The sequence below is a fragment of the Acidimicrobiales bacterium genome, from assembly GCA_016716005.1.
In the GTDB taxonomy this organism is placed as follows: Bacteria; Actinomycetota; Acidimicrobiia; order Acidimicrobiales; family JADJXE01; genus JADJXE01.
In genome coordinates this window covers 1,772,102-1,792,920 of record JADJXE010000001.1, presented here as the reverse complement: position 1 = coordinate 1,792,920, position 20,819 = coordinate 1,772,102, and the positions used below count along the sequence as shown (strand labels likewise).

The following is a 20,819-nucleotide window of genomic DNA, read 5'->3' as shown; positions in this document are numbered from 1 at the left end:
GGCTCGTTGCGGCGCCGCCAGGTGGACGGCGTGCGGCGGCCTCCGGTGCGCATCACCGCCACCTCTGGTCTCCCTCCTCGAGGATCGGGGCGCCGATCGGGCGCGTCGGCCGGGCCGCCCGGGCGCGTGCCACCAACAGGTCGGTGACCCGCCGGGTGAGGCCCGGGGCCGCGCCGGCCACCACCCGCAGCACCCTCGTGGACGGGTCGGGCACGATCACGCACCGACGGCGCTCGATGCCGTCGACGATCGCCGCCGCGACCCGCTCGGCCGACAGGGGCCTGATGGAGCCCGAGAGGGCGACCAGCTCGGGCGGCTTGAGGGGCGCCTCACCGTGCAGCATCGGCGTGTCGACGTCGGGCGGGTAGGCGACCGCCACCTGCACCCCGTGGGGTCGCAGCTCCACGCCCACCGTCTCGGCCAGCCCACGCACGGCGTACTTGGTGGGGCCGTAGGCGGAGTAGCCGAACACGCCGAGCAGGCCCGCGGCCGAGGAGATGCACACGATGCTGCCGTGACCGCGGCGCACCATGCCGGGGGCGACGGCGCGGATGGCGTGGAGCGTGCCGAAGTAGTTCACGTCCATCTGCCGGTGGAACTCGGCCTCGGGGAGGGCGGCGAAGTGGCCCGGCCGGGTGACGCCGGCCGACGCCACCAGGATGTCGGTGGGTCCCTGCGTCGCCTCCAGCGCCGTGATCGCCGCGGCCAGCGCCACCCCGTCGGCGACGTCGGCGGAGGCGGTCGCGAAGGGCGCCCCCGCCCCGGGGGCGCAGCGGGCCGCGGCGGCGAGCCGCCCGGGGTCGCGGGCAACGAGCGAGACGGCCGCCCCGCGCCCGGCGAGGGCCCGCGCCGTGGCCAGGCCGATGCCGCTCGAACCGCCGGTGACCACGGCGTGCGCCCCGGCCAGTCGGAACCGCTCCCCCATGGCCCCTCCTCTGCGGCGCTCCCGGTGCGGACTGTAGGGGCCCGCTGCCAGACTGGCGGTGTCATGGCTCGACCCCGGATCGCCGCCGACCGTCGGGCGCTGGCGATCGGTGACGACGCAACCGCCCCGGGCTTCGTGGGCGAGCGCCTGTCCGAGCGCGGGATCGAGGTGGTGGTCGCGGTGCGGGGTGGTCCCGAGCCCCTCCCGTCCCTCGACGGCTTCGACGTGCTCGTGCCCCTCGGGTCGGTGTGGTCGGTCGACGATCCCGCCTTCGCCTGGTGGATGGACACCGAGCTCGCCACCATCCGGGCCGCCGTCGAGGCCGGCCTGCCCGTGCTCGGGATCTGCTTCGGCGCGCAGGCCATGTCGGCGGCGCTGGGCGGCGTGGTCGGCCGGGCCGCACGGCCGGAGATCGGCTGGTACACGGTGGAGTCCGACGTGCCCGACGTGATCCCGCCCGGCCCGTGGTTCGAGTGGCACGGCGACACCTTCACCGTCCCCGACGGGGCCGTGGAGCTGGCCCGGAGCCCGGTCGGCCCGCAGGCCTTCCGGGTCGGGCCCCATCTCGCGGTGCAGTTCCACCCCGAGGTCACCGGGGAGATCCTGCGCTCGTGGGTTATCGACGGTCACGGCGAGCTGAGCCGGGAGAACCTCGACGGCGCCGCCATCCTGGCCGCCGGCGAGCGGCACCTGCCGGTGGCCCGGCTCGCGTGCCACCGGCTCGTCGACCACTTCCTCGACTCGGCGTTCGGGTGAGCCCGGGCTCCGTGCCGCGACCCCGTCGGGCCCCGGTCGCCGTCAGGCCGGGGCGTCGGGCCCGCCGCTCCCCTCGTCGGCGGGCGCGCCCACCTGCAGGCGGCGCCACCGGGGGAGGACGCTGAAGGGCACGGCCACGGCCTCGGGGTCCTCCCCCTCCTGGCGGATCCTCGCCGGGTCGGCCTGCCCCAGGAACCGCCCGGCCTCGACGAGGTAGTCGACCCGCTCGGGGTCGAGGCCCATCACCATGGTGGCGGTGACGTCGGTGGCCACAGGGTCGTTGCCGAACACGAGCACCCCCGCGTCGACGGGCGTTCCCTTGATCGGGCCGTCGCCCTCCATGCCCACGATCCCGTCGACGATGGCGTAGGCCGGCCGCACCGCGCCGGTGATGTCGAGGATGCTCTGGGCGATGCCGGCCCAGTGCAGCACGTTCTTGGGCCACCCGTAGAGGCGGCTCGGCATGGTGCCGAAGAGGTTCTTCATCGACAGCGTCACCCCGGCCCAGTGGTGGGTCTTCATCTTGGGCATGGAGATCACGACGTCGGCGCCCAGGACCGGCTCCGGCAGCCACAGGTCGCGCAGCCCCGTGTAGTGGCTCTCGAGGCGCCGCGGTGCCATGGCCGCGGTGTTGAGGTCGGTGAAGGGCGCCTCGACGGCTCCGAGGGCGTCGGCCAGGCCCGACGTCGCGACCACGAACTCGGTGTCGCGGCGGTGCCCGGGACCCTCGCCCACGACCACGTCGACCGCGCCGAGCCGGCGCACCGCGACGACCGCGGCCGCCACCAGGCGTGGGTCGGTGTTGATCACGGTGCCGGCGTCGTACTCCACCAGGTTCGGCTTGAGCAGCACCGAGCGTCCCCGGAGATCGGCGCCGACGGCGCGCAGGCCGTCCGACACCGTGCCCTCGAGGTCGCCGGTGTACGACGCCGCCGGGAGCACGGCCACCCTGCTGGCGCCCGGCGGCGGGAAGGCCCGGGCGTCCCACGGCTCGTGCTCGCCGCGGAGCAGCCGGGCACCCACCAGGCCCACGGCGGCCACGCCCAGGCCGACCTCGGCCGATCGCAGCAGGAACGTCCGCCGGCTCACCGGGGTCACGACGGGATCCTCAGCCGGTCGAGCCGGGGGCCGGTGGCGATGGCGGCCCAGGCCAGGGCCACCACGTCGTCGAGGAACGCCGTGGCCGCATAGCGCTCGGCCAGGGCCACCTCGACCTCCGTGACGTCCTCGCCCAGCAGGCGGAGCGCGGCCGCGGCCTGGGCCAGCGTGAGCCCGCCCTGCTCCCGGCGCCACAGGCCCTGGAGCACGTCGACGCCGCGCCGGGTGAGATCGCCCGGCGATCCCTGCAGGCCCAGCAGGGCGACGGCGGTGGTCTGCCCGAAGGGCTCGAGCTCCTCGGCCAGCACCACGCGGTTGCCGTAGTTCCACCCCCCGCCGACGCACTCCCTGTCGGCGAGGGTGCCGACGGCGTCGTCGATCGCCAGCCGGGCGGTGGGCCGGAGCCGGCGCAGAGCGAGCAGCGCCCGCGACGTGGGCTCCACCCAGGCGAACGTCTGCGGTGTCCACCCCCAGCCCTGCACCTCCTCGCTGTGCGGGGTGGCCTCGTTCGAGGGGAACAGCCCGGCGCGGCTCGCGACGAGGTGGTCGAGGGCCCGCTCGCGAGCCGGCCCCGGCGGCAGGGCCAGGGCCCCCAGGGCGGTGGACGAGTCGTTGCGGACCCGGCCCTCGATCAGGCCGAAGGCCCCGTCGGGCCGTTGGTCCGCCTCGAGCCAGGCCCGGCCCCGGGCGTCGTCGAGCGCGAGGCAGGCCAGCGCGGTGGGCTCCGCCTCGGCCGGCGCGCCCGGCCTGGGGCCCCAGCCGCCGACGGGGGAGCGGGCCGCGCCCAGCGCGGCGAGGAAGGTGTCGTGGATGGCCCTGCGCACCGCTCGCCAGTATCGCCGTGACCACCGGCCGAGCGGTGGCAGCCGGCGGGTAGGCTCCGGCGGCCACGCACCTCGTCCACGGGGAGAGCAGGGGGATGAGCGAGCCGACCATCGAGGACTACTACTCGGAGAAGCGCACCTTCCCGCCCCCGGACGGGTTCGCGCGGGCCGCGCTCGTGTCCGACACGCACCTGTACGACGAGGCCGCGGCCGACTACCAGGGGTTCTGGGCCCGCCAGGCCGCCGAGCTGCTCGACTGGGCCACCGACTGGCACACGATCTGCGAGTGGGACCTCCCCTTCGCCAGGTGGTTCGTGGGCGGCACCCTGAACGTGAGCCACAACTGCCTCGACCGCCACGTGGCGGCCGGCCGGGGCGACAAGGTGGCCTTCCACTGGGAGGGTGAGCCCGGCGACACCCGCACCATCACCTACGCCGGCCTCCTGGGCGAGGTGCAGCGGTTCGCCAACGTCCTGAAGGGCCTGGGCGTGCAGCGCGGCGACCGGGTGAACATCTACCTCCCGATGATCCCCGAGCTGGCGGTGGCCATGCTGGCGTGCGCCCGCATCGGCGCGGCCCACTCGGTGGTGTTCGGCGGGTTCTCCTCCGACGCCCTGGCCGACCGCATCAACGACGCCGAGGCCACGGTGCTGATCACCGCCGACGGCGGGTGGCGTCGGGGCAGCATCGTGCCGCTCAAGGCCAACGCCGACGTGTCGCTGGTGAGCACCCCGTCGATCGAGCACGTGGTGGTGGTGCGGCGGACCGGCCAGGACGTCCACATGGAGCGGGGCCGCGACCGCTGGTGGCACGAGCTGATGGCCGACGCCGAGCGTGCGTGCCCGGCCGAGCCCGTCGACGCCGAGCAGCTGCTGTTCCTGCTGTACACCTCGGGCACGACGGCCAAGCCCAAGGGGATCATGCACACCACCGGCGGCTACCTCGCCCAGGTGGCGTTCACCCACAAGTACGTCTTCGACCTCCACGCCGACACCGACGTCTACTGGTGCGCCGCCGACATCGGGTGGGTCACGGGCCACAGCTACATCGTGTACGGGCCCCTCGCCAACGGTGCCACCAGCGTCATGTACGAGGGAACCCCCGACTTCCCGGCCCGCGACCGGTGGTGGGACATCGTCGAGCGGTACGGGGTCACGATCCTCTACACAGCGCCCACCGCCATCCGGACGTTCATGAAGTGGGGGACCAAGGAGCTCGAGAAGCACGACCTGTCGTCCCTGCGCCTCCTCGGCAGCGTGGGTGAGCCCATCAACCCCGAGGCGTGGATGTGGTACCAGGAGCACGTCGGTGGCGGCCGGTGCCCCGTCGTCGACACGTGGTGGCAGACCGAGACCGGCGGGATCATGATCAGCCCGCTGCCCGGCTGCACCACCACCAAGCCCGGCTCGGCCACGTTCCCGCTGCCGGGCATCGGCGCCGACGTGGTCGACGACGAGGCCCATGTGGTCGAGCGGGGCGGCGGCTACCTCACGCTCACCCGGCCGTGGCCGTCGATGCTCCGGGGCATCTGGGGTGACCCCGAGCGCTACCGCGACACGTACTGGAGCCGGTTCCCCGGCCGCTACTTCGCCGGCGACGGCGCCAAGGTCGACGACGACGGCTACCTCTGGCTGCTGGGTCGGGTCGACGACGTCATGAACGTGTCCGGTCACCGCATCTCGACCACCGAGGTCGAGTCGAGCCTCGTCGCGCACCCTACGGTCGCCGAGGCCGCCGTGGTGGGCGCCAAGGACGACCTGACCGGCCAGGCGATCATCGCCTTCGTCACGCTGGTCGGTGGCATCGACGCCGACGCCGAGCACGGCGAGGCGCTCCGCGCGCACGTGGCCAAGCACATCGGCCCGATCGCCCGGCCGAAGACGATCGTCTTCACCCCCGACCTCCCCAAGACCCGCAGCGGCAAGATCATGCGCCGGCTGCTCCGCGACGTGGCCGAGGGCCGTGATCTCGGCGACACGACCACGCTGGCCGACGCCTCGGTGGTGGACGAGATCCGCACCCGAGCCACGATCTCGCCCCAGGAGGGCTGACCGCCTCCGGGCCGGTCGTCGCCGTGGAGGTCCCCGACCACTACCGCTGGAGGGCCGGGCCCGTCGGCACGGGCGCGGCGGTGGTGTTCGACCTCGACGGCGTGCTCTCCGACGCGGCGGGGCGCCAGCACTACCTCGACGAGGGGCGCAAGGACTGGGAGGCCTTCTTCGCGGCGTGCGGCGACGACCCCCTCATCGACGAGGTCGCAGCGCTGCTGCACCTGCTGCAGGAGCACCTGGTCGTGATCCTGCTCACGGCCCGGCCCATCCGGGTCCAGCCGGCCACCCTCGCCTGGCTGCACCGCTACGACCTGCGCTGGGACCTGCTGATCATGCGGGAGTACGGCGACTACCAGGCGTCCACCACCTTCAAGCAGCGCACCGTGGGGGAGCTGCGCGAGCTGGGCTTCGACCTCCAGCTCGCCTTCGAGGACGACCGTCGCAACGTCGACATGTTCCACGCCGAGGACGTGCCCTGCGTGTACATCCACTCCGGCTACTACGACCGGTAGCGCCGTGCGGATCGCCAGCGCCGACGACTGGTTCGAGGTCACTCCGCTGGCCGACGGCGTGACCCACGTCCACGAGCCGCACATCAAGGCCTTCTACCGCTGCAACGTCTGGCACGTGCGGGGCCGCGACCGCGACGTGCTCGTCGACTCGGGCATGGGGGTGGTCGGCCTGCGCCAGCAGGTGGCCCGGCTCGCCGAGCGGCGGGTGCTGGCCGTGGCCACGCACACCCACTTCGACCACATCGGTGCCCACCACGAGTTCGCCGAGCGGGCCGTCCACCGGGCGGAGGCCCCGTTGCTGGCGGCGCCGGGCCGGGCGGCGACCCTCGCCGAGCCGTTCGTGACCGACGACATGTTCGACCGGCTCCCCCCGGGGGGCTTCCGCTCCGATCGCTACCAGGTAACGCCTGCACCGGCGACCCTGCTGCTCGACGACGGCGACGTCGTCGACCTGGGCGACCGGCACCTGGAGGTGCTCCACGTCCCCGGCCACTCGCCGGGGGGCATCGCGCTGTGGGAGGAGCGGACCGGGATCCTGTTCTCCGGGGACACCGTGTACGACGGCGAGCTCCTCGATGACCTCCCCGGCTCCGACGTCGATGCCTACGTGCGCAGCATGGAGCGGCTCCGCGCCCTGCCGGTGCGGGTCGTGCACGGCGGTCACCTCCCGAGCTTCGGCCGGGCGCGCTTCGTGGAGCTGATCGACGCCTACCTGGCGGCGCGCTCGCGCCCCTGAGCGGCGCGACGACGCCCCGCCGCAGCGGGGCGTCGAGGTTGGTGGTGGGCCGGGAAGGATTCGAACCTCCGTAGCCGAAGCGGCAGGTTTACAGCCTGCTCCCTTTGTCCACTCGGGCACCGACCCAGGATCGGTCACGATAGCGTCTCGTCATGCCCAGCTTCGACGTGGTGTCCGAGGTGGACAAGCAGGAGGTGCGCAACGCCGTCGACCAGGCGCAGCGGGAGCTGGCCAACCGGTTCGACTTCAAGGGCACCGACTCGAGCATCGAGCAGACCGACCTCCAGCTCACCCTGCGGTCGGGCACCGAGGACCGGCTGCGCGCCGTGCGCCAGGTGCTCGAGGAGAAGCTGGTGAAGCGGGGCGTCTCCCTGAAGGCTCTCGACTACGGCAAGGTGGAGGAGGCCTCGGGCGGCGCCGTCCGGCAGGTCGCCACCCTGCAGGCCGGCATCTCCGCCGACAAGGCCCGTGAGCTGAACCGGTTCCTGAAGGACCTGGGCCTCAAGGGCGTCCAGTCCCAGACCCAGGGCGATCAGCTGCGGGTGACGGGCAAGAAGAAGGACGACCTGCAGGCGGTGATCGCGGCGCTGAAGGGCGGCGACTTCGGGATCGCCCTGCAGTTCACCAACTTCCGAGACTGAGCGCGCCCGGGCACCGGCTCGCGCCGGGCGCGGTCACAGCATCCGCTGCATGAGCACCACGTCGAGCCAGCGGTTGCGCTTGCGGCCCACCTCGCGCTCCACGCCCACGATCTCGAACCCCAGGGAGCGGTGGAGCGCGATCGACGCCTCGTGGCCCCCCACGATCCGGGCGACGACGGTGTGGAAGCCGTGCGCCCCGGCGAGCCGCACGAGCTCGCTCAGGATGGCCCGGCCGACGCCCCGGCCCTGCTGGTCGCGCCGCACGTACACCGAGTCCTCCACCGTGGTGGAGTAAGCGGGGCGGTCGCGGTAGGGGGACAGCGACCCGAAGCCGACCACCTCGCCGCTGTCGTCCACGGCGACGACGGCGGCGTGGGCACCCGAGCGCCGCTGGATCCACGCCCGCTGCTCGTCCCGGCTGCGGGGCACCAGGTCGAAGGTGACCGTCGACGTCTCGACCTCGAGGTTGTAGATCGCCCGGATCGCCTCGGCGTCGGAGAGCGTGGCCCGGCGGAGCTCGAGGGGCATGGCCGGGCACGCTACCGGGTGCCTGCCGGCCTCCAGGGGCGTGAGCAGGTGAGCAGGTGAGCAGGTGAGCAGGTGAGGCGGCGGCGCTGCGGCCCTCAGGTGCGCGACCAGGTCGGTCCGTCGGCCGGGCCCACCGACTGCTGCCCGGGGCTCCGGGGCGCGCCCGGCCCGTAGGGGCCCGGCTGGGCCCGAACGTGCTCGAACGCCGAGCCACCCGCGGCGGCCGGCGGTGCGAACGAGCCCGAGGGCCCGCCCGGCTCCACCAGCAGGAGGTCGCCGGTGAGCGCCTCCAGCCGGGCCCACTCGACCACCTGGTCGTCCTCGGTGAGCAGCAGCAGCTGCGGCCGCCCCGCCAGCCGGCTGACGAGCCCCAGCAGCTCCAGCTTGGTGGGGGTCTCGACGTGCACGAACGGGTCGTCGAGCACCAGCGGGAGGCTCACGCCCTGCGTGCCGAAGCAGTCGGCCCGGGCCAGCCGGGACACGAGCAGCCGGGTCATCGCGCCTCGCCGGGTGCCGTCGGGCACGGGTACGTCGCCGTCGGCGCCGGCGAGGGCCAGGATCTCCACGCGGTGCTCGAGGGCCCAGTCGGCCTCGACGCCACCGGCCATCTCCCGCCAGGCCCGCTGGGCGTCGTCCCGCCGCTCGGCCGCGTAGGCGAGCAGCCGCTGCTGCTCGCCGGCCGAGAGCATCCGCTGCAGGCGGCGCAGCTGCGAACCGAGATAGGAGGTGACGCCGGCCTCGCTGATGGCCCTCTGCTCGGCCTCCTCGGCGGCGATGGCCCGGCGCCGGAACAGGATCGACGCGACCAGGGCGAACACCGAGATCGCGACCAGGGCCAGCCCCAGCGGCGACTCCTCGGCCACCACCGGGATCGTGGCGATGGCGGCGACCGCGCCGATCAGGAGCGACCGGTACCCCGACCCCTCGCTGCGGCGCCGGGCCTTCTCGGCCTCGAGGTGGGCCTTCTCGATGCGCTCGAGCAGCTCGACCCGCTCGGGGGCGCTCGAGAAGGTCTCCTCCAGCTCCCGCAGGTAGGCCCGGGTGTCACGGACCCGCTCGGCCGAGGCCCAGAGGCGGTCCTGCTCCACCCCGGCCAGGGCGACCAGGGCCCGCTCGTGACGCTCGGCGGCGTCGACGTCGCCCGAGATGATCCGCAGGCGGCGCCGGGCCTGGTTCTCGTCGAGGCCCACCCGGTCGAGCAGGTCGATGCGGCCGTCGTGGCGGCGGAAGTCGTCGCTGACGTCGGTCGTGGTCGCCGCGTCGACGACCTTGCCGGCGGCGTCGGCGGGCCGGTAGACGGAGAGGTGGCGGTTGTCGTCGTCGACCAGCTGCAGGTGCACGCCCCCGCGGGAGCCGGCCATGGCCCCCAGGAGCTCACCGAGCAGGCTGTCGCGCTCCACCCGTCCCACGCCGGCGATGACGGTGAGCTGCGGGTGGAACTCGAGGGTGACCGGGGTGGGCCCGCCCTCGAAGATCAGGCGCTCGTACCTCACCCCCCCAGGATCGGCCGCACGAGTCGGCGACTTGAGGCTGGGCCGTGCACCGTCGCTATCATGCTTCGGTTCCGGCGCCGGTCGCCGGGCGGGCCCTCTTAGCTCAGTCGGCAGAGCACAGCCATGGTAAGGCTGGTGTCGTGGGTTCGATTCCCACAGAGGGCTCTCGGCCCCCACCCCCCGGACCCCGGACACCGGATGCCGGACACGGGACACGGGAAGCGGGGGCCGTCGTGCGTCGGCTCCGGCCGTGCGCCAGGGCGGCGTAGCTCAGTCGGTCAGAGCACTCGGCTCATAATCGAGTTGTCGTGGGTTCGAGTCCCACCGCCGCTACCAAGCACCAACCATCGGCGCCTCGCCGGTGCCGCCCGTCGTGTGTGAACACCGAATCGCCTGGGAGCGAAGACCCGTCGTGAGCGAGGACCCGTCGTGAGCAAGGCCAGGTTCGAGCGGACCAAGCCGCACGTGAACATCGGCACCATGGGCCACATCGACCATGGCAAGACCACGCTGACGGCTGCGATCACGAAGGTGCTCGCGGATGCGAATCCGGGGGTGTCGTTCACGCCGTTCGATCAGATCGACAAGGCGCCGGAGGAGAAGGCGCGGGGGATCACGATCTCGATCGCGCACGTGGAGTACGAGACGGACAACCGGCACTACGCGCACGTGGACATGCCGGGGCATGCCGACTACATCAAGAACATGATCACGGGTGCGGCTCAGGTGGACGGGGCGATCCTGGTGGTGTCGGCGGCGGATGGTCCGATGCCTCAGACGCGTGAGCACGTGCTGTTGGCCCGTCAGGTGGGTGTGCCGTACATCGTGGTGGCGTTGAACAAGGCCGACATGGTGGACGATCCGGAGCTGTTGGATCTGGTGGAGCTGGAGGTTCGGGAGCTTCTGAGCGAGTACGAGTTCCCGGGTGATGATGCGCCGGTGGTGCGGTTGTCGGCGTTGAAGGCTCTGGAGGGTGATCCGGAGTGGACGCCGGGGATCTTGGAGCTGATGGCGGCGTGCGACGAGTTCATCCCGGAGCCGGAGCGGGATCTGGACAAGCCGTTCCTGATGCCGATCGAGGATGTGTTCACGATCACGGGTCGGGGCACGGTGGTGACGGGCAAGGTGGAGCAGGGCCGGGTGCACGTGGGTGACGAGGTGGAGATCGTCGGGTTGCGTCCGACGCAGAAGACGGTGTGCACCGGGGTGGAGATGTTCCGCAAGCTGCTCGACGAGGGGCAGGCGGGGACAACATCGGGGCGTTGTTGCGGGGACGAAGAAGGAGGAGGTCGAGCGGGGGCAGGTGCTGTGCAAGCCCGGGTCGATCACGCCGCACACGAACTTCGAGGCGCAGGTGTACGTGCTGACGAAGGAGGAGGGTGGGCGGCACAAGCCGTTCTTCAACAACTACCGGCCGCAGTTCTACTTCCGGACGACCGACGTGACCGGCTCGATCAGCCTGCCCGAGGGCACCGAGATGGTCATGCCCGGCGACAACACGCCGATGGTCGTCGAGCTCATCAGCCCCATCGCCATGGACGAGGGCCTGCGCTTCGCCATCCGCGAGGGTGGCCGCACCGTCGGCGCCGGCCGCGTCGTCACGATCGTCAAGTAGGGAGCACCCGATGGCATCCGACAAGCGCGTCAAGGTCACCCTGGAGTGTCAGACCTGCAAGCGGCGCAACTACATCACCATGAAGAACAAGCAGAACGACCGAGAGCGCATCGAGCTGAAGAAGTACTGCCGCTGGGACCGGGTCCACACCGTCCACAAGGAGACGCGCTAGCCCGCCTACGCTCCCCGCATGCCGCTGGCCGAAGCCTCCGCCGCGCCGCCCGACGGTGACCCCGGCGGTTCCGCTCCGGTCGAGCGGCCGATGCCGCCCGACGGCATCGCCGAGCTGGTCGAGGCGGCCCGGCTCGGCGACCACGACGCCTTCGGCTCCCTGGTCCGGGCCACCTACGCCGACACGTACACGCTCGCCGTCCGCCTCACGGGCGACGAGGAGGACGCGCGCGACGTGGTCCAGGAGGCGTACCTGCGGGCCTTCCGCGGCCTCCAGCGGTTCCGCGGCGACGCCCAGTTCTCGACCTGGATGTACCGCATCACCGCGAACTGCGCCTCCACGCACCTGGGCCGGCGTCGCCGCCACCGCCACGAGGCCCTGGCCGACGAGGCCCAGGTGGTCGACCTCCACGTCGACCACGACCCCGTCCTGCGGGCCGACCTCGGCCATCTCCGGGCCCAGCTGGCGGACGCCCTCCGGGAGCTCCCCCCTCGGCTGCGCGCCGTGGTCGTGCTGCGCGACGTGTACGACCTCACCCACGAGGACATCGCCGCCGAGCTGGGCATCTCGGAGTCGGCGGCCAAGGTGCGCCTGCACCGGGCGCGCCGCAAGCTCCGCGAGCACCTGGTCCCCAGGCGTGACGGTGACGAGCCGAGCGAGTCGGCCCGTGCGGTGTCGTGACCGGCGGGCGGCGTCGCGTGCGGTGTGAGGCGGTCGCCGCCCTGCTGCCCGCGGCCGCCGACGGCACGCCGATCTCCGACCCGCGCGCCCGCCAGCACGTGGAGACCTGCCTGCGCTGCCAGGCCGAGCTGGTGCAGTACCGCCGCCTGCTGCGCGCCCTGCGGTCGCTGCGGGCCGAGCGTCTCCAGCCGGCTCCGGGCCTGGTCACCGAGGTGTTGGCGGCGGTCGAGTCGGCCGGTGAGCGCCATGCCGTGCGGGCCCTGCTCCGCGGCCGCCGGGTGGCCTACCTCGGGGGGCTGGCGGCGGCCACGGCCGCCGGCGCGGCGGGGGCGATCGTGCTCACGACCCGGTCCCGCCGGGGCCGCGTGCGCCTCGCCGGTTGACCGCCGCGGGCCGTGGGGCGCCTGGGGGAGGGTGGGGGTGCCCCTGCTATCCTTCCCGGGAACCCCCCCTAGGGCAGTAGCTCAGTTGGTAGAGCACCGGTCTCCAAAACCGGCGGTCGGGGGTTCGAGTCCCTCCTGCCCTGCTCATCCCTGCTGTCACGCCGAGGGTACGACGCCATGTCCATGAACCGAGAGACCAAGCGCATGCTGCAGCGCCAGGGGCAGCTGGGCGCCGACGGTCAGCCCACCGCGGCCCGGCGCGCGGCCCCGACGCCCAAGCCCAAGGAGCAGCGCACGAGCCCGGTGCAGTTCCTGCGCGAGGTGCGGGGCGAACTGCGCAAGGTGGCCTGGCCCACCCGGTCCGAGGTCGTGAACTACTCGATCATCGTGCTGGTCGCCGTGGTCATCCTCACCGCCATGATCGCCGGCCTCGACTGGCTGTTCGGTCAGTCCGTCCTCCGCCTGTACCGCTGATGAGCACCGCCACCCCCACGGACGACGACGACCTGCAGGCCGAGCTGGGGGAGCTCGACGACAACGCGGCCGACGATGCCACCGCCGACGGGCCCGACGACGTGATCGCCGGCGACGTCGTCACCGCCGAGGAGCTCCTCGAGGAGGAGCTCGCCGAGGACGAGGAGCCCGAGGAGAGCCCGTACGACCGGCCGGGCCGGTGGTACGTCGTGCACACCCAGTCGGGGTACGAGAAGAAGGTGAAGCAGAACCTCGAGGCCCGCATCTCCTCGATGAACATGGAGGAGCGCATCTTCGAGGTCGTCATCCCGATGGAGGACGTCACCGAGTTCAAGAACGGCCGCAAGGTGGTCGTCGAGAAGAAGGTGTTCCCCGGCTACCTCCTGGTGCGATGCGACCTCGACGACGACTCCTGGTACGTCGTCCGCAACACGCCCGGGATCACCGGGTTCGTGGGGCAGGGCGCCAAGCCCTCGTCGCTGCCGCGGCGCGACGTGGAGTCGTTCCTCAAGCCCAAGGTCGAGGGGGCCGAGCCGTCCAAGCGCAGCCGGCCCCGCCTCGAGTACGAGCTCGGCGAGAGCGTACGCGTGAAGGAGGGCCCCTTCGCGGACTTCACCGGCCAGATCGCCGAGATCAACGAGGACCAGCTCAAGCTCAAGGTGCTGGTGAACATCTTCGGGCGAGAGACGCCCGTCGAGCTCGAGTTCAGCCAGGTCACCAAGCTCTAGCCCGGCCGTCGCGCGCCGCTCGACTGGCGGAGTGGGGCGGCCAGCGGGCATCATCGAAGGTCGCCGTCGCGCGCTGGTTGCACGGCGCCCGCACCGGAAGGAACGCTCAGACCCATGGCCAAGAAGAAGGTCGCGGCCGTCGTCAAGATCCAGATCCCCGCGGGCAAGGCCACCCCGGCCCCGCCGGTGGGCACGGCCCTCGGGCCCCACGGCGTGGCGATCATGGACTTCTGCAAGGCCTACAACGCCGCCACCGAGTCGCAGACGGGCACCATCGTCCCCGTCGAGATCACGATCTTCGAGGACCGGTCGTTCACGTTCGTCCTGAAGACCCCTCCGACCGCCGTGCTGCTCCGCCAGGCCGCCGGGCTCGAGAAGGGCTCGCAGACGCCGGGCCGCACCCCGGCCGGCACGGTCACCGACGAACAGGTCACCGAGATCGCCAAGACGAAGATGCCCGACCTGAACGCCAACGACCTGGAGGCGGCCAAGGAGCAGATCCTCGGCACCGCCCGGTCGATGGGCATCACGGTCGCCTAGACCGCACCATCGGGGCTCGGCCGGGAGGACCTCGCCCGGCGGCCCACCACCCGTCCACCCACGCACGAGGGAGCCGACATGGCGAAGGGCAAGAAGTACCTGGACGCGAGCCGCCGGTTCGACCGCGAGCAGCTGCACAGCCCCGCGGAGGCCGTCGATCTGGTGAAGGCGCTGGCCTCGGCCGGCTTCGACGAGACCGTCGAGCTGGTGGTGCGGCTGGGTGTCGACCCTCGCAAGTCCGACCAGATGGTGCGGGGCACGGTCGCCCTGCCCGCTGGCACCGGCAAGGACGTGCGCGTCGCCGTGTTCGCCGCGGGCGAGGCCGCCGCCGAGGCCCGCGAGGCCGGGGCGGCGATCGTCGGCGCCGACGACCTGGCGGCCCGGGTGGAGAAGGGCGAGCTCGACTTCGACGTGGCCATCGCCACGCCCGACCTGATGCCCCTGGTGGGCAAGCTGGGGCGGATCCTCGGCCCCCGCGGCCTCATGCCCAACCCCAAGACCGGCACGGTCACCACCGACGTGGGCAGGGCCGTGAGCGAGTTCAAGGGCGGGAAGGTCGAGTACCGCACCGATCGCTACGGGAACGTGCACGTGCCCATCGGCAAGGCCAGCTTCGGCGAGGACGCGCTGCTCGACAACTTCCGGGCCGTCGTCGACGAGCTGCAGCGGGCCAAGCCGGCGGCCGCCAAGGGCCGCTACATGAGGAAGGTGACGGTGGCCTCCACGATGGGACCCGGCGTGAAGATCGACACGTCCAGGCTGCGACCCGAGGTCGAGACCCGCTCCTGACGGGGTACCGGCGGCGGCCCCTGTCAGGTTCGTTGACCTTCCGGTAATCTTCTTCGTATGACGTCCGAACCGGCGCGCCTTCCCCGGGACGATGCGCCCGCCGAGGTCGCGGACGCCCCGCTCCTCGAGCCGGCCACCGACGCCGACCTGGCCGTCGCCCCGGTGCCGCCGGCCTGGAGGCGGGTGGGGCTCCACGGGCCTCGCATCGTCGGTCGGTGGATCCTGCGGAGCGGCAAGCGCATCGCCGTGGCCGTGCTCGGGACCGTCCTGCTCCTGGCCGGCCTGGTGATGCTGGTCCTGCCCGGCCCCGGCTTGCTCGCCATCGTCGCCGGCTTCGCCGTGCTCGCCACCGAGTTCACGTGGGCCGAGCGGGCCCTCGATCGGGCCAAGGACCACGCGGCCCGGGCGGCGGCCAAGGCCCAGGCCACCGTCCGGCGGGCCGGTCGTCGGGGCCGTGGGAGCCCGACCGGAACCGGTGCCGGCCCCGGCCCCGACACCGACACCGACACCGACACCGACACCGGGACCGGCACCGACACCGACACCGAGACCGGGGTGCCCGGCGGGCCCGGATTGCCCGAGGCGGGCCGGACCCCCTAGCATCGTCCGGACAAGCCAACGCTCGCCGCAGACCTCGAGGTCGCGCTCCGGCGCCGAAGGGGCCCCTGACCGGGGTCCGCCCGACGAGGCGATCACCTCCTCCATCCCGGGGTGTTCGTGCCGTGCGCGCGAGCGCCCCGTTTCGCGCCGCCCGTGCGGTGGTGCCCGAGCAACGAGAGAGGAGGTGTCGTGGAGAACCCGAGACCCGAGAAGGTCGCCGTGGTCGACGAGGTGCGGGAGCGCCTGTCGTCGGCCAGTGCCGCCCTCCTCACCGAGTACCGCGGCCTCGACGTGCAGGCGATGGCGCAGCTGCGACGCTCGCTCCGGGAGGCCGGCGGCGAGTACCGGATCTACAAGAACACCCTCGTGCGCTTCGCCGTGCGCGACCTCGGCCTGCAGGGCCTCGAGGCGCTGCTCACCGGGCCCACGGCCATCGCCTTCGTCGAGGGCGACGCCGCCGCCGTGGCCAAGGCCCTGCGCGACTTCGCCAAGGCGCACCCCAGCCTCACGGTGAAGGGCGGTTTCCTCGGGGAGAAGGTGCTCTCCGGGGTCGAGGTCGCCGCCCTCGCCGACCTGCCCCCGCGCGAGGTGCTGCTGGCCCGTCTGGCCGGGGCGTTCGCCGCGCCCCTGCAGCAGTTCGCCGGTCTGCTCCAGGCCCTGCCCCGCAACTTCGCGTACGGCCTGCAGGCCCTCATCGACCAGGGCGGGGCCGGCTCGACGCCGGCCGTGGCCGCTGGCACGGCGACCGCCGTGGCCGAGATGCCCGAGCCCGAGGCCCCCGTGGCCGTGGCCGAGACGCCCGAGCCCGAGGCCCCCGTGGCCGTGGCCGAGGCGCCCGAGTCCGAGGCCCCCGAGCCCGAGGCGCCCGAACCCGAGGCGCCCGTGGCCGAAGCCCCCGAGCCCGAGCCCGAGACCCCCGAGCCCGAGGCCCCGGTGGCCGAGGCTGCTCCCGATGACGCCACCCCCGAGGTGGCCGACGCCCCTGCCGCCGAGGCGGCGACCGACGACGCCGCGGCCTCGGCCGACGCTCCCCAGGAGGACTGACAACCATGCCCACCAAGGACGAGATCCTCGACGCCATCTCCGCCATGACCGTCCTCGAGCTCAGCGAGCTGCTCAAGGACTTCGAGGAGCGCTTCGGCGTGACCGCCGCCGCCCCGGTGGCCGTGGCCGCCGCCGGCGGTGGGGGCGAAGCCGCCCCGGTCGTCGAGGAGAAGGACGAGTTCGACGTCGTGCTCACTGTCACCGGCGAGAAGAAGATCCAGGTCATCAAGGAGGTCCGGGCGCTCACCAACCTGGGTCTCAAGGAGGCCAAGGACCTGGTCGACGGCGCGCCCAAGCCGGTGCTGGAGAAGGTGTCCAAGGAGGACGCCGAGAAGGCGAAGGCCCAGCTCGAAGGGGCCGGTGCCACCGTCGAGCTCAGGTAGCCACCGTCGCTCGCCTCGGGCGGGGTCGCCCGGCCCGAGGCGAGGTGCACCGGGGCCGGCGTCGTTGACAGCCGGGACCGGGCCTCTTACCCTGCCGGGCACCCGCCGGCCCCGGGCCGCGTGCGGGTTGCTTTCTGACGCCTCGGCGCGTACCCTCACGGGTTGCCGTGCGTGCCCGCGTCATGTCCCCGACTTGTGCCCGCTGACCTGCCGCGCCCCGGCATCCGCCCCCGTTCGTCCCGGAGGACCCGTCGTTGCCTTCCCGCACCGCCGTTCGCGAGCGCTACTCCTTCGCCAACCTCGATGAGGTCCTCGATCTCCCTGACCTGATCGCGATCCAGCGCGAGTCCTTCGAGTGGTTCCTCCACCAGGGGCTCGCCGAGACCTTCCGCGACATCAGCCCGATCAAGGACTTCACGGAGACCCTCCAGCTCGAGCTGGAGTTCGACCCCGACGACGAGGACCTGCGCCCGCCGCCCAAGTTCTCGGTCGAGGAGTGCAAGGAGAAGGACATGACCTTCTCCGCGCCCATCTTCGTGCGCGCCCGCTTCATGAACGCCCAGACCGGCGAGATCAAGGAGCAGACGGTCTTCATGGGCGACTTCCCGATGATGACCGACAAGGGCACGTTCATCATCAACGGCACCGAGCGGGTGGTCGTCTCCCAGCTCGTGCGCTCGCCCGGCGTGATCTTCCAGCCCGGCGAGCGCTTCCGCCTCCGGAACCTGGCCAAGCACCAGCTGGTCACCGGCACGATCCACCCCTACCGCGGCGAGTGGATCGAGTTCGACGTCGAGCAGAAGCCCGGCAAGGACGTCACCGCGGGCACCCGCGTCGCCCGCAAGCGCCGCCTGTCCATGTTCGTGCTGCTGCGAGCCCTCGGCTACGACGAGGAGAACGCCCCGGGCTTCCTCGAGAGCTTCGTGCGCCGGTTCGACTTCCTCGAGGGCCAGTGGGAGAAGGACCGCTTCCTCGCTCCCTCCCGGGACGAGGCGCTGGTCGAGATCTACAAGCGCGCCCGGCCGGGCGAGCCGCCCTCGGTCGAGTCGGCCCGGGCCTACTTCAACAACGCCTTCTTCGAGAACCGGCGCTACGACCTGAGCCGGGTCGGGCGATACAAGCTGAACCGCAAGCTCGGGCCCGAGGTCGCCAAGCTGAGCGGCATCTACGCGCTGGGCGCCGATCTCGTCGACGCGCCCGGCGCGGACCAGGACGTGCTGAGCCGTTGCGAGGTCCTGGCCGCGTGCAGCTACCTGCTGCACCTCGCCAAGGGCGAGCCCGGCTACCGCCTCGACGACCAGGACCACTTCGCCAACCGGCGCATCCGCTCGGTGGGTGAGCTCATCCAGAACCAGGTCCGCATCGGCTTGTCCCGCATGGAGCGGGTGGTGCGCGAGCGCATGACCACCCAGGACGTCGAGGCGATCACGCCCCAGACGCTCATCAACATCCGTCCGGTGGTCGCGGCGATCAAGGAGTTCTTCGGCACCAGCCAGCTCTCGCAGTTCATGGACCAGGTGAACCCCCTCTCGGGGCTCACCCACCGGCGCCGCCTGTCGGCACTCGGGCCCGGCGGCCTGTCCCGTGAGCGGGCCGGCTTCGAGGTGCGCGACGTGCACTTCAGCCACTACGGCCGGATGTGCCCCATCGAGACGCCGGAGGGCCCGAACATCGGCCTCATCGGTGCGCTGTCCACGTACGCCCGGGTGAACGAGTTCGGCTTCATCGAGTCCCCCTACCGCAAGGTGGTCGACGGCAAGGTCACCGACGACATCTTGTACCTCGCCGCCGACGAGGAGGAGGAGTACGTCGTCGCCCAGGCCAACGCCCCGCTCACGGCCGACGGCCTGTTCAAGGAGAGCCGGGTCCTCGTCCGCAGGAGCCCGCAGGCCGCGAGCCTCTCCGAGCTGAAGCTCCAGCTCGAGCGCGACGTCTTCTTCGGCGCCACCACCGAGGTCGGCTTCGTGCCGCCCGACGAGGTGCAGCTGATGGACGTGTCGCCGAAGCAGATCGTCTCGGTGGCCACGGCGCTGATCCCGTTCCTCGAGCACGACGACGCCAACCGGGCCCTGATGGGGGCCAACATGCAGCGCCAGGCCGTGCCCCTCCTGCGGACCGAGGCGCCCTACATCGGCACCGGCATCGAGGCCCGGGCGGCCCGCGACGCCGCCGACATGCTCCTGGCGCTCGACGACGGCGCGGTCACCGAGGTGAACGGCGACTCGCTCGCGATCGAGTACGCGAAGCTCGGTCGCAAGGTCCACCGGATCGCCAAGTTCCGTCGTTCCAACCAGGACACCTGCATCAACCAGCGGGTGCTGGTGCGCGAGGGCCAGAGGGTCACGAAGGGCGACGTCCTCGCCGACGGCCCGTCCACCGACCACGGTGAGCTGGCCCTGGGCAAGAACCTCCTCGTGGCCTTCATGCCGTGGGAGGGCTACAACTTCGAGGACGCCATCATCCTGTCGGAGCGGCTGGTCCGCGACGACGTGCTCACCTCGATCCACATCCACGAGCACGAGGTCGACGCCCGCGACACCAAGCTCGGCCCGGAGGAGATCACCCGGGACATCCCGAACCTCTCCGAGGAGATCCTGAAGGACCTCGACGAGCGGGGCATCGTGCGCGTCGGCGCCGAGGTGGGCCCCGGCGACGTGCTGGTGGGCAAGGTCACGCCCAAGGGCGAGACCGAGCTCACCCCCGAGGAGCGCCTGCTCCGGGCGATCTTCGGCGAGAAGGCCCGCGAGGTGCGCGACACCAGCCTCAAGGTGCCCCACGGCGAGTCCGGCAAGGTCATCGACGTGAAGGTCTTCAGTCGCGACGAGCACCACGAGCTGCCCCCCGGCGTGAACCAGCTGGTGCGGGTGTACGTGGCCCAGAAGCGCAAGATCTCCGTGGGCGACAAGCTCGCCGGTCGCCACGGCAACAAGGGCGTGATCTCCAAGATCCTCCCGATCGAGGACATGCCGTTCCTGGCCGACGGCACCCCGGTCGACATCATCCTCAACCCCCTGGGCGTGCCCAGCCGGATGAACGTGGGCCAGGTCCTCGAGGCCCACCTCGGCTACGCGGCCCGCTGGGGATGGGAGGTCGACGGTCGCGCCGCGGTCGGCGACGCGCCGCTGCGCAACACCGAGACGAAGACCCGACCCGTCACCCCGCCGTCGGTGTTCGTCGCCACCCCGGTGTTCGACGGCGCCCACTGGGACGAGGAGGAGGAGGCGGGCCGCCACCCCACCATCAAGCGGGCGCTCGAGCAGCTGCGTCCCGAGTCGGTCGACGGGGTGCGCCTGATCGGCTCGAACGGCAAGACCGAGCTGCAGAACGGCCGCACCGGCGAGCCGTACGACCAGCAGATCACCGTCGGGTACGTCTACATCCTGAAGCTGGCCCACCTCGTGGACGACAAGATCCACGCCCGGTCGACCGGCCCCTACTCGATGATCACCCAGCAGCCCCTGGGTGGGAAGGCGCAGTTCGGCGGGCAGCGCTTCGGCGAGATGGAGGTGTGGGCCCTCGAGGCCTACGGCTCCGCCTACTGCCTGCAGGAGCTGCTCACGATCAAGTCCGACGACGTCCTCGGCCGGGTCAAGGTCTACGAGGCCATCGTGAAGGGCGAGAACATCCCCGAGCCCGGCATCCCGGAGAGCTTCAAGGTGCTCATCAAGGAGATGCAGGCCCTGTGCCTGAACGTCGAGGTGCTCTCCACCGACGGCAAGGAGATCGAGATGCGGGAGCTCGACGAGGACATCTTCCGCACCGCCGAGGAGCTCGGCATCGACCTGAGCCGCCCCGAGCGCGGCAGCGACGAAGAAGACGAGCGCCGCCGCGAGAGGAGCTACTGAG

General features: G+C 72.2%; 20 protein-coding genes, 4 tRNA genes and 3 pseudogenes. 21 read left to right on the top strand and 6 right to left on the bottom strand.

The window, feature by feature from the left end; translation table 11 throughout:
- Positions 1-52 precede the first annotated feature (52 nt).
- The gene (locus IPM45_08785) at positions 53-925 is read right to left on the bottom strand and encodes an SDR family NAD(P)-dependent oxidoreductase (GenBank protein MBK9179647.1); all 873 of its coding nucleotides are present in this window, start codon (positions 923-925) and stop codon (positions 53-55) included.
- A 63-nt stretch (positions 926-988) separates the two neighbouring features.
- Between IPM45_08785 and IPM45_08780 the strand changes: the two genes are divergently transcribed.
- A complete protein-coding gene (locus IPM45_08780; GenBank protein MBK9179646.1) occupies positions 989-1,681 on the top strand; it encodes a type 1 glutamine amidotransferase in 693 nt (230 codons plus the stop codon).
- 42 nt (positions 1,682-1,723) lie between these two features.
- Here the strand turns inward: IPM45_08780 and IPM45_08775 are convergent, their stop codons facing one another.
- Together IPM45_08775 and IPM45_08770 are read right to left on the bottom strand one after the other, a co-directional pair.
- Positions 1,724-2,779 carry a DUF362 domain-containing protein gene (locus tag IPM45_08775; protein ID MBK9179645.1) on the bottom strand — a complete coding sequence of 352 codons (1,056 nt, stop codon included), beginning with the start codon at positions 2,777-2,779 and terminating at the stop codon, positions 1,724-1,726.
- Positions 2,776-3,603, bottom strand: coding sequence for a hypothetical protein (locus tag IPM45_08770; GenBank protein MBK9179644.1), 828 nt, complete (start codon positions 3,601-3,603; stop codon positions 2,776-2,778). Before IPM45_08770 ends, IPM45_08775 begins: the two co-directional genes overlap by 4 nt.
- A gap of 95 nt (positions 3,604-3,698) precedes the next feature.
- Here IPM45_08770 and acs point away from each other — a divergent pair, with 95 nt between their 5' ends.
- The 3 genes from acs to IPM45_08755 are packed head-to-tail and all read left to right on the top strand — an operon-like array spanning position 3,699 to position 6,902.
- Positions 3,699-5,654, top strand: a complete 1,956-nt coding sequence (gene acs, locus IPM45_08765) for an acetate--CoA ligase (protein ID MBK9179643.1) — start codon at positions 3,699-3,701, stop codon at positions 5,652-5,654.
- A gap of 23 nt (positions 5,655-5,677) precedes the next feature.
- Positions 5,678-6,166, top strand: a complete 489-nt coding sequence (locus IPM45_08760; protein ID MBK9179642.1) for a hypothetical protein — start codon at positions 5,678-5,680, stop codon at positions 6,164-6,166.
- Between the two features lie 4 nt (positions 6,167-6,170).
- The gene (locus IPM45_08755) at positions 6,171-6,902 is read left to right on the top strand and encodes an MBL fold metallo-hydrolase (GenBank protein MBK9179641.1); all 732 of its coding nucleotides are present in this window, start codon (positions 6,171-6,173) and stop codon (positions 6,900-6,902) included.
- A gap of 42 nt (positions 6,903-6,944) precedes the next feature.
- Here the strand turns inward: IPM45_08755 and IPM45_08750 are convergent.
- A tRNA-Tyr gene (locus tag IPM45_08750) sits at positions 6,945-7,028 on the bottom strand.
- A gap of 26 nt (positions 7,029-7,054) precedes the next feature.
- Here IPM45_08750 and IPM45_08745 point away from each other — a divergent pair.
- Entirely contained in the window at positions 7,055-7,543 is a 489-nt protein-coding gene (locus IPM45_08745; protein MBK9179640.1) for a YajQ family cyclic di-GMP-binding protein, read from the top strand.
- A gap of 33 nt (positions 7,544-7,576) precedes the next feature.
- Here the strand turns inward: IPM45_08745 and IPM45_08740 are convergent, their stop codons facing one another.
- Positions 7,577-8,071 carry an N-acetyltransferase gene (locus IPM45_08740; GenBank protein ID MBK9179639.1) on the bottom strand — a complete coding sequence of 165 codons (495 nt, stop codon included), beginning with the start codon at positions 8,069-8,071 and terminating at the stop codon, positions 7,577-7,579.
- Between the two features lie 95 nt (positions 8,072-8,166).
- Positions 8,167-9,564 (bottom strand): hypothetical protein, encoded by a 1,398-nt coding sequence (locus IPM45_08735; protein MBK9179638.1) that lies wholly within the window; start codon positions 9,562-9,564, stop codon positions 8,167-8,169.
- 92 nt (positions 9,565-9,656) lie between these two features.
- Between IPM45_08735 and IPM45_08730 the strand changes: the two genes are divergently transcribed.
- The 16 genes and pseudogenes from IPM45_08730 to IPM45_08655 all read left to right on the top strand — a co-directional run bounded on the left by IPM45_08730 (position 9,657) and on the right by IPM45_08655 (position 20,818).
- A tRNA-Thr gene (locus IPM45_08730) sits at positions 9,657-9,729 on the top strand.
- A gap of 94 nt (positions 9,730-9,823) precedes the next feature.
- Positions 9,824-9,900 (top strand) — tRNA-Met (locus tag IPM45_08725).
- 93 nt (positions 9,901-9,993) lie between these two features.
- Positions 9,994-11,179, top strand: a pseudogene (gene tuf / locus IPM45_08720) (elongation factor Tu).
- Between the two features lie 10 nt (positions 11,180-11,189).
- A complete protein-coding gene (gene rpmG, locus IPM45_08715; protein ID MBK9179637.1) occupies positions 11,190-11,351 on the top strand; it encodes a 50S ribosomal protein L33 in 162 nt (53 codons plus the stop codon).
- A gap of 18 nt (positions 11,352-11,369) precedes the next feature.
- On the top strand, positions 11,370-12,032 hold the full coding sequence (locus IPM45_08710) for an RNA polymerase sigma factor (protein MBK9179636.1): 663 nt from the start codon (positions 11,370-11,372) through the stop codon (positions 12,030-12,032).
- Positions 12,033-12,049: 17 nt separating this feature from the next.
- Positions 12,050-12,415, top strand: a complete 366-nt coding sequence (locus IPM45_08705; protein MBK9179635.1) for a hypothetical protein — start codon at positions 12,050-12,052, stop codon at positions 12,413-12,415.
- A 70-nt stretch (positions 12,416-12,485) separates the two neighbouring features.
- Positions 12,486-12,558: transfer RNA gene (locus IPM45_08700), tRNA-Trp, on the top strand.
- A gap of 34 nt (positions 12,559-12,592) precedes the next feature.
- A complete protein-coding gene (gene secE, locus IPM45_08695; GenBank protein ID MBK9179634.1) occupies positions 12,593-12,889 on the top strand; it encodes a preprotein translocase subunit SecE in 297 nt (98 codons plus the stop codon).
- A complete protein-coding gene (gene nusG, locus IPM45_08690; GenBank protein ID MBK9179633.1) occupies positions 12,889-13,617 on the top strand; it encodes a transcription termination/antitermination protein NusG in 729 nt (242 codons plus the stop codon). The genes secE and nusG overlap by 1 nt, the downstream gene beginning before the upstream one ends.
- Positions 13,618-13,731: 114 nt before the next feature.
- Positions 13,732-14,157 carry a 50S ribosomal protein L11 gene (gene rplK / locus IPM45_08685; protein ID MBK9179632.1) on the top strand — a complete coding sequence of 142 codons (426 nt, stop codon included), beginning with the start codon at positions 13,732-13,734 and terminating at the stop codon, positions 14,155-14,157.
- Between the two features lie 78 nt (positions 14,158-14,235).
- Complete coding sequence (gene rplA, locus IPM45_08680) at positions 14,236-14,946, top strand: 50S ribosomal protein L1 (GenBank protein MBK9179631.1); 711 nt, start codon at positions 14,236-14,238, stop codon at positions 14,944-14,946.
- A 57-nt stretch (positions 14,947-15,003) separates the two neighbouring features.
- Positions 15,004-15,336 (top strand): annotated as a pseudogene (locus IPM45_08675) (PGPGW domain-containing protein).
- Between the two features lie 76 nt (positions 15,337-15,412).
- A pseudogene (locus IPM45_08670) lies at positions 15,413-15,499 on the top strand (PEP-CTERM sorting domain-containing protein).
- A 236-nt stretch (positions 15,500-15,735) separates the two neighbouring features.
- Positions 15,736-16,590, top strand: coding sequence for a 50S ribosomal protein L10 (gene rplJ, locus IPM45_08665; GenBank protein ID MBK9179630.1), 855 nt, complete (start codon positions 15,736-15,738; stop codon positions 16,588-16,590).
- 5 nt (positions 16,591-16,595) lie between these two features.
- On the top strand, positions 16,596-16,973 hold the full coding sequence (gene rplL / locus IPM45_08660; protein ID MBK9179629.1) for a 50S ribosomal protein L7/L12: 378 nt from the start codon (positions 16,596-16,598) through the stop codon (positions 16,971-16,973).
- 254 nt (positions 16,974-17,227) lie between these two features.
- Complete coding sequence (locus tag IPM45_08655) at positions 17,228-20,818, top strand: DNA-directed RNA polymerase subunit beta (protein ID MBK9179628.1); 3,591 nt, start codon at positions 17,228-17,230, stop codon at positions 20,816-20,818.
- The last annotated feature ends 1 nt before the right edge of the window (position 20,819 follow it).

What these genes read in the sequence shown, in the direction of transcription:
- IPM45_08785 (MBK9179647.1), bottom strand. Translation starts at nt 925, where the DNA reads ATGGGGGAGCGGTTCCGACTGGCCGGGGCGCACGCCGTGGTCACCGGC.
- IPM45_08780 (MBK9179646.1), top strand. Translation starts at nt 989, where the DNA reads ATGGCTCGACCCCGGATCGCCGCCGACCGTCGGGCGCTGGCGATCGGT.
- acs (MBK9179643.1), top strand. Translation starts at nt 3,699, where the DNA reads ATGAGCGAGCCGACCATCGAGGACTACTACTCGGAGAAGCGCACCTTC.
- IPM45_08745 (MBK9179640.1), top strand. Translation starts at nt 7,055, where the DNA reads ATGCCCAGCTTCGACGTGGTGTCCGAGGTGGACAAGCAGGAGGTGCGC.
- IPM45_08740 (MBK9179639.1), bottom strand. Translation starts at nt 8,071, where the DNA reads ATGCCCCTCGAGCTCCGCCGGGCCACGCTCTCCGACGCCGAGGCGATC.
- rpmG (MBK9179637.1), top strand. Translation starts at nt 11,190, where the DNA reads ATGGCATCCGACAAGCGCGTCAAGGTCACCCTGGAGTGTCAGACCTGC.
- IPM45_08710 (MBK9179636.1), top strand. Translation starts at nt 11,370, where the DNA reads ATGCCGCTGGCCGAAGCCTCCGCCGCGCCGCCCGACGGTGACCCCGGC.
- secE (MBK9179634.1), top strand. Translation starts at nt 12,593, where the DNA reads ATGTCCATGAACCGAGAGACCAAGCGCATGCTGCAGCGCCAGGGGCAG.
- nusG (MBK9179633.1), top strand. Translation starts at nt 12,889, where the DNA reads ATGAGCACCGCCACCCCCACGGACGACGACGACCTGCAGGCCGAGCTG.
- rplK (MBK9179632.1), top strand. Translation starts at nt 13,732, where the DNA reads ATGGCCAAGAAGAAGGTCGCGGCCGTCGTCAAGATCCAGATCCCCGCG.
- rplA (MBK9179631.1), top strand. Translation starts at nt 14,236, where the DNA reads ATGGCGAAGGGCAAGAAGTACCTGGACGCGAGCCGCCGGTTCGACCGC.
- rplL (MBK9179629.1), top strand. Translation starts at nt 16,596, where the DNA reads ATGCCCACCAAGGACGAGATCCTCGACGCCATCTCCGCCATGACCGTC.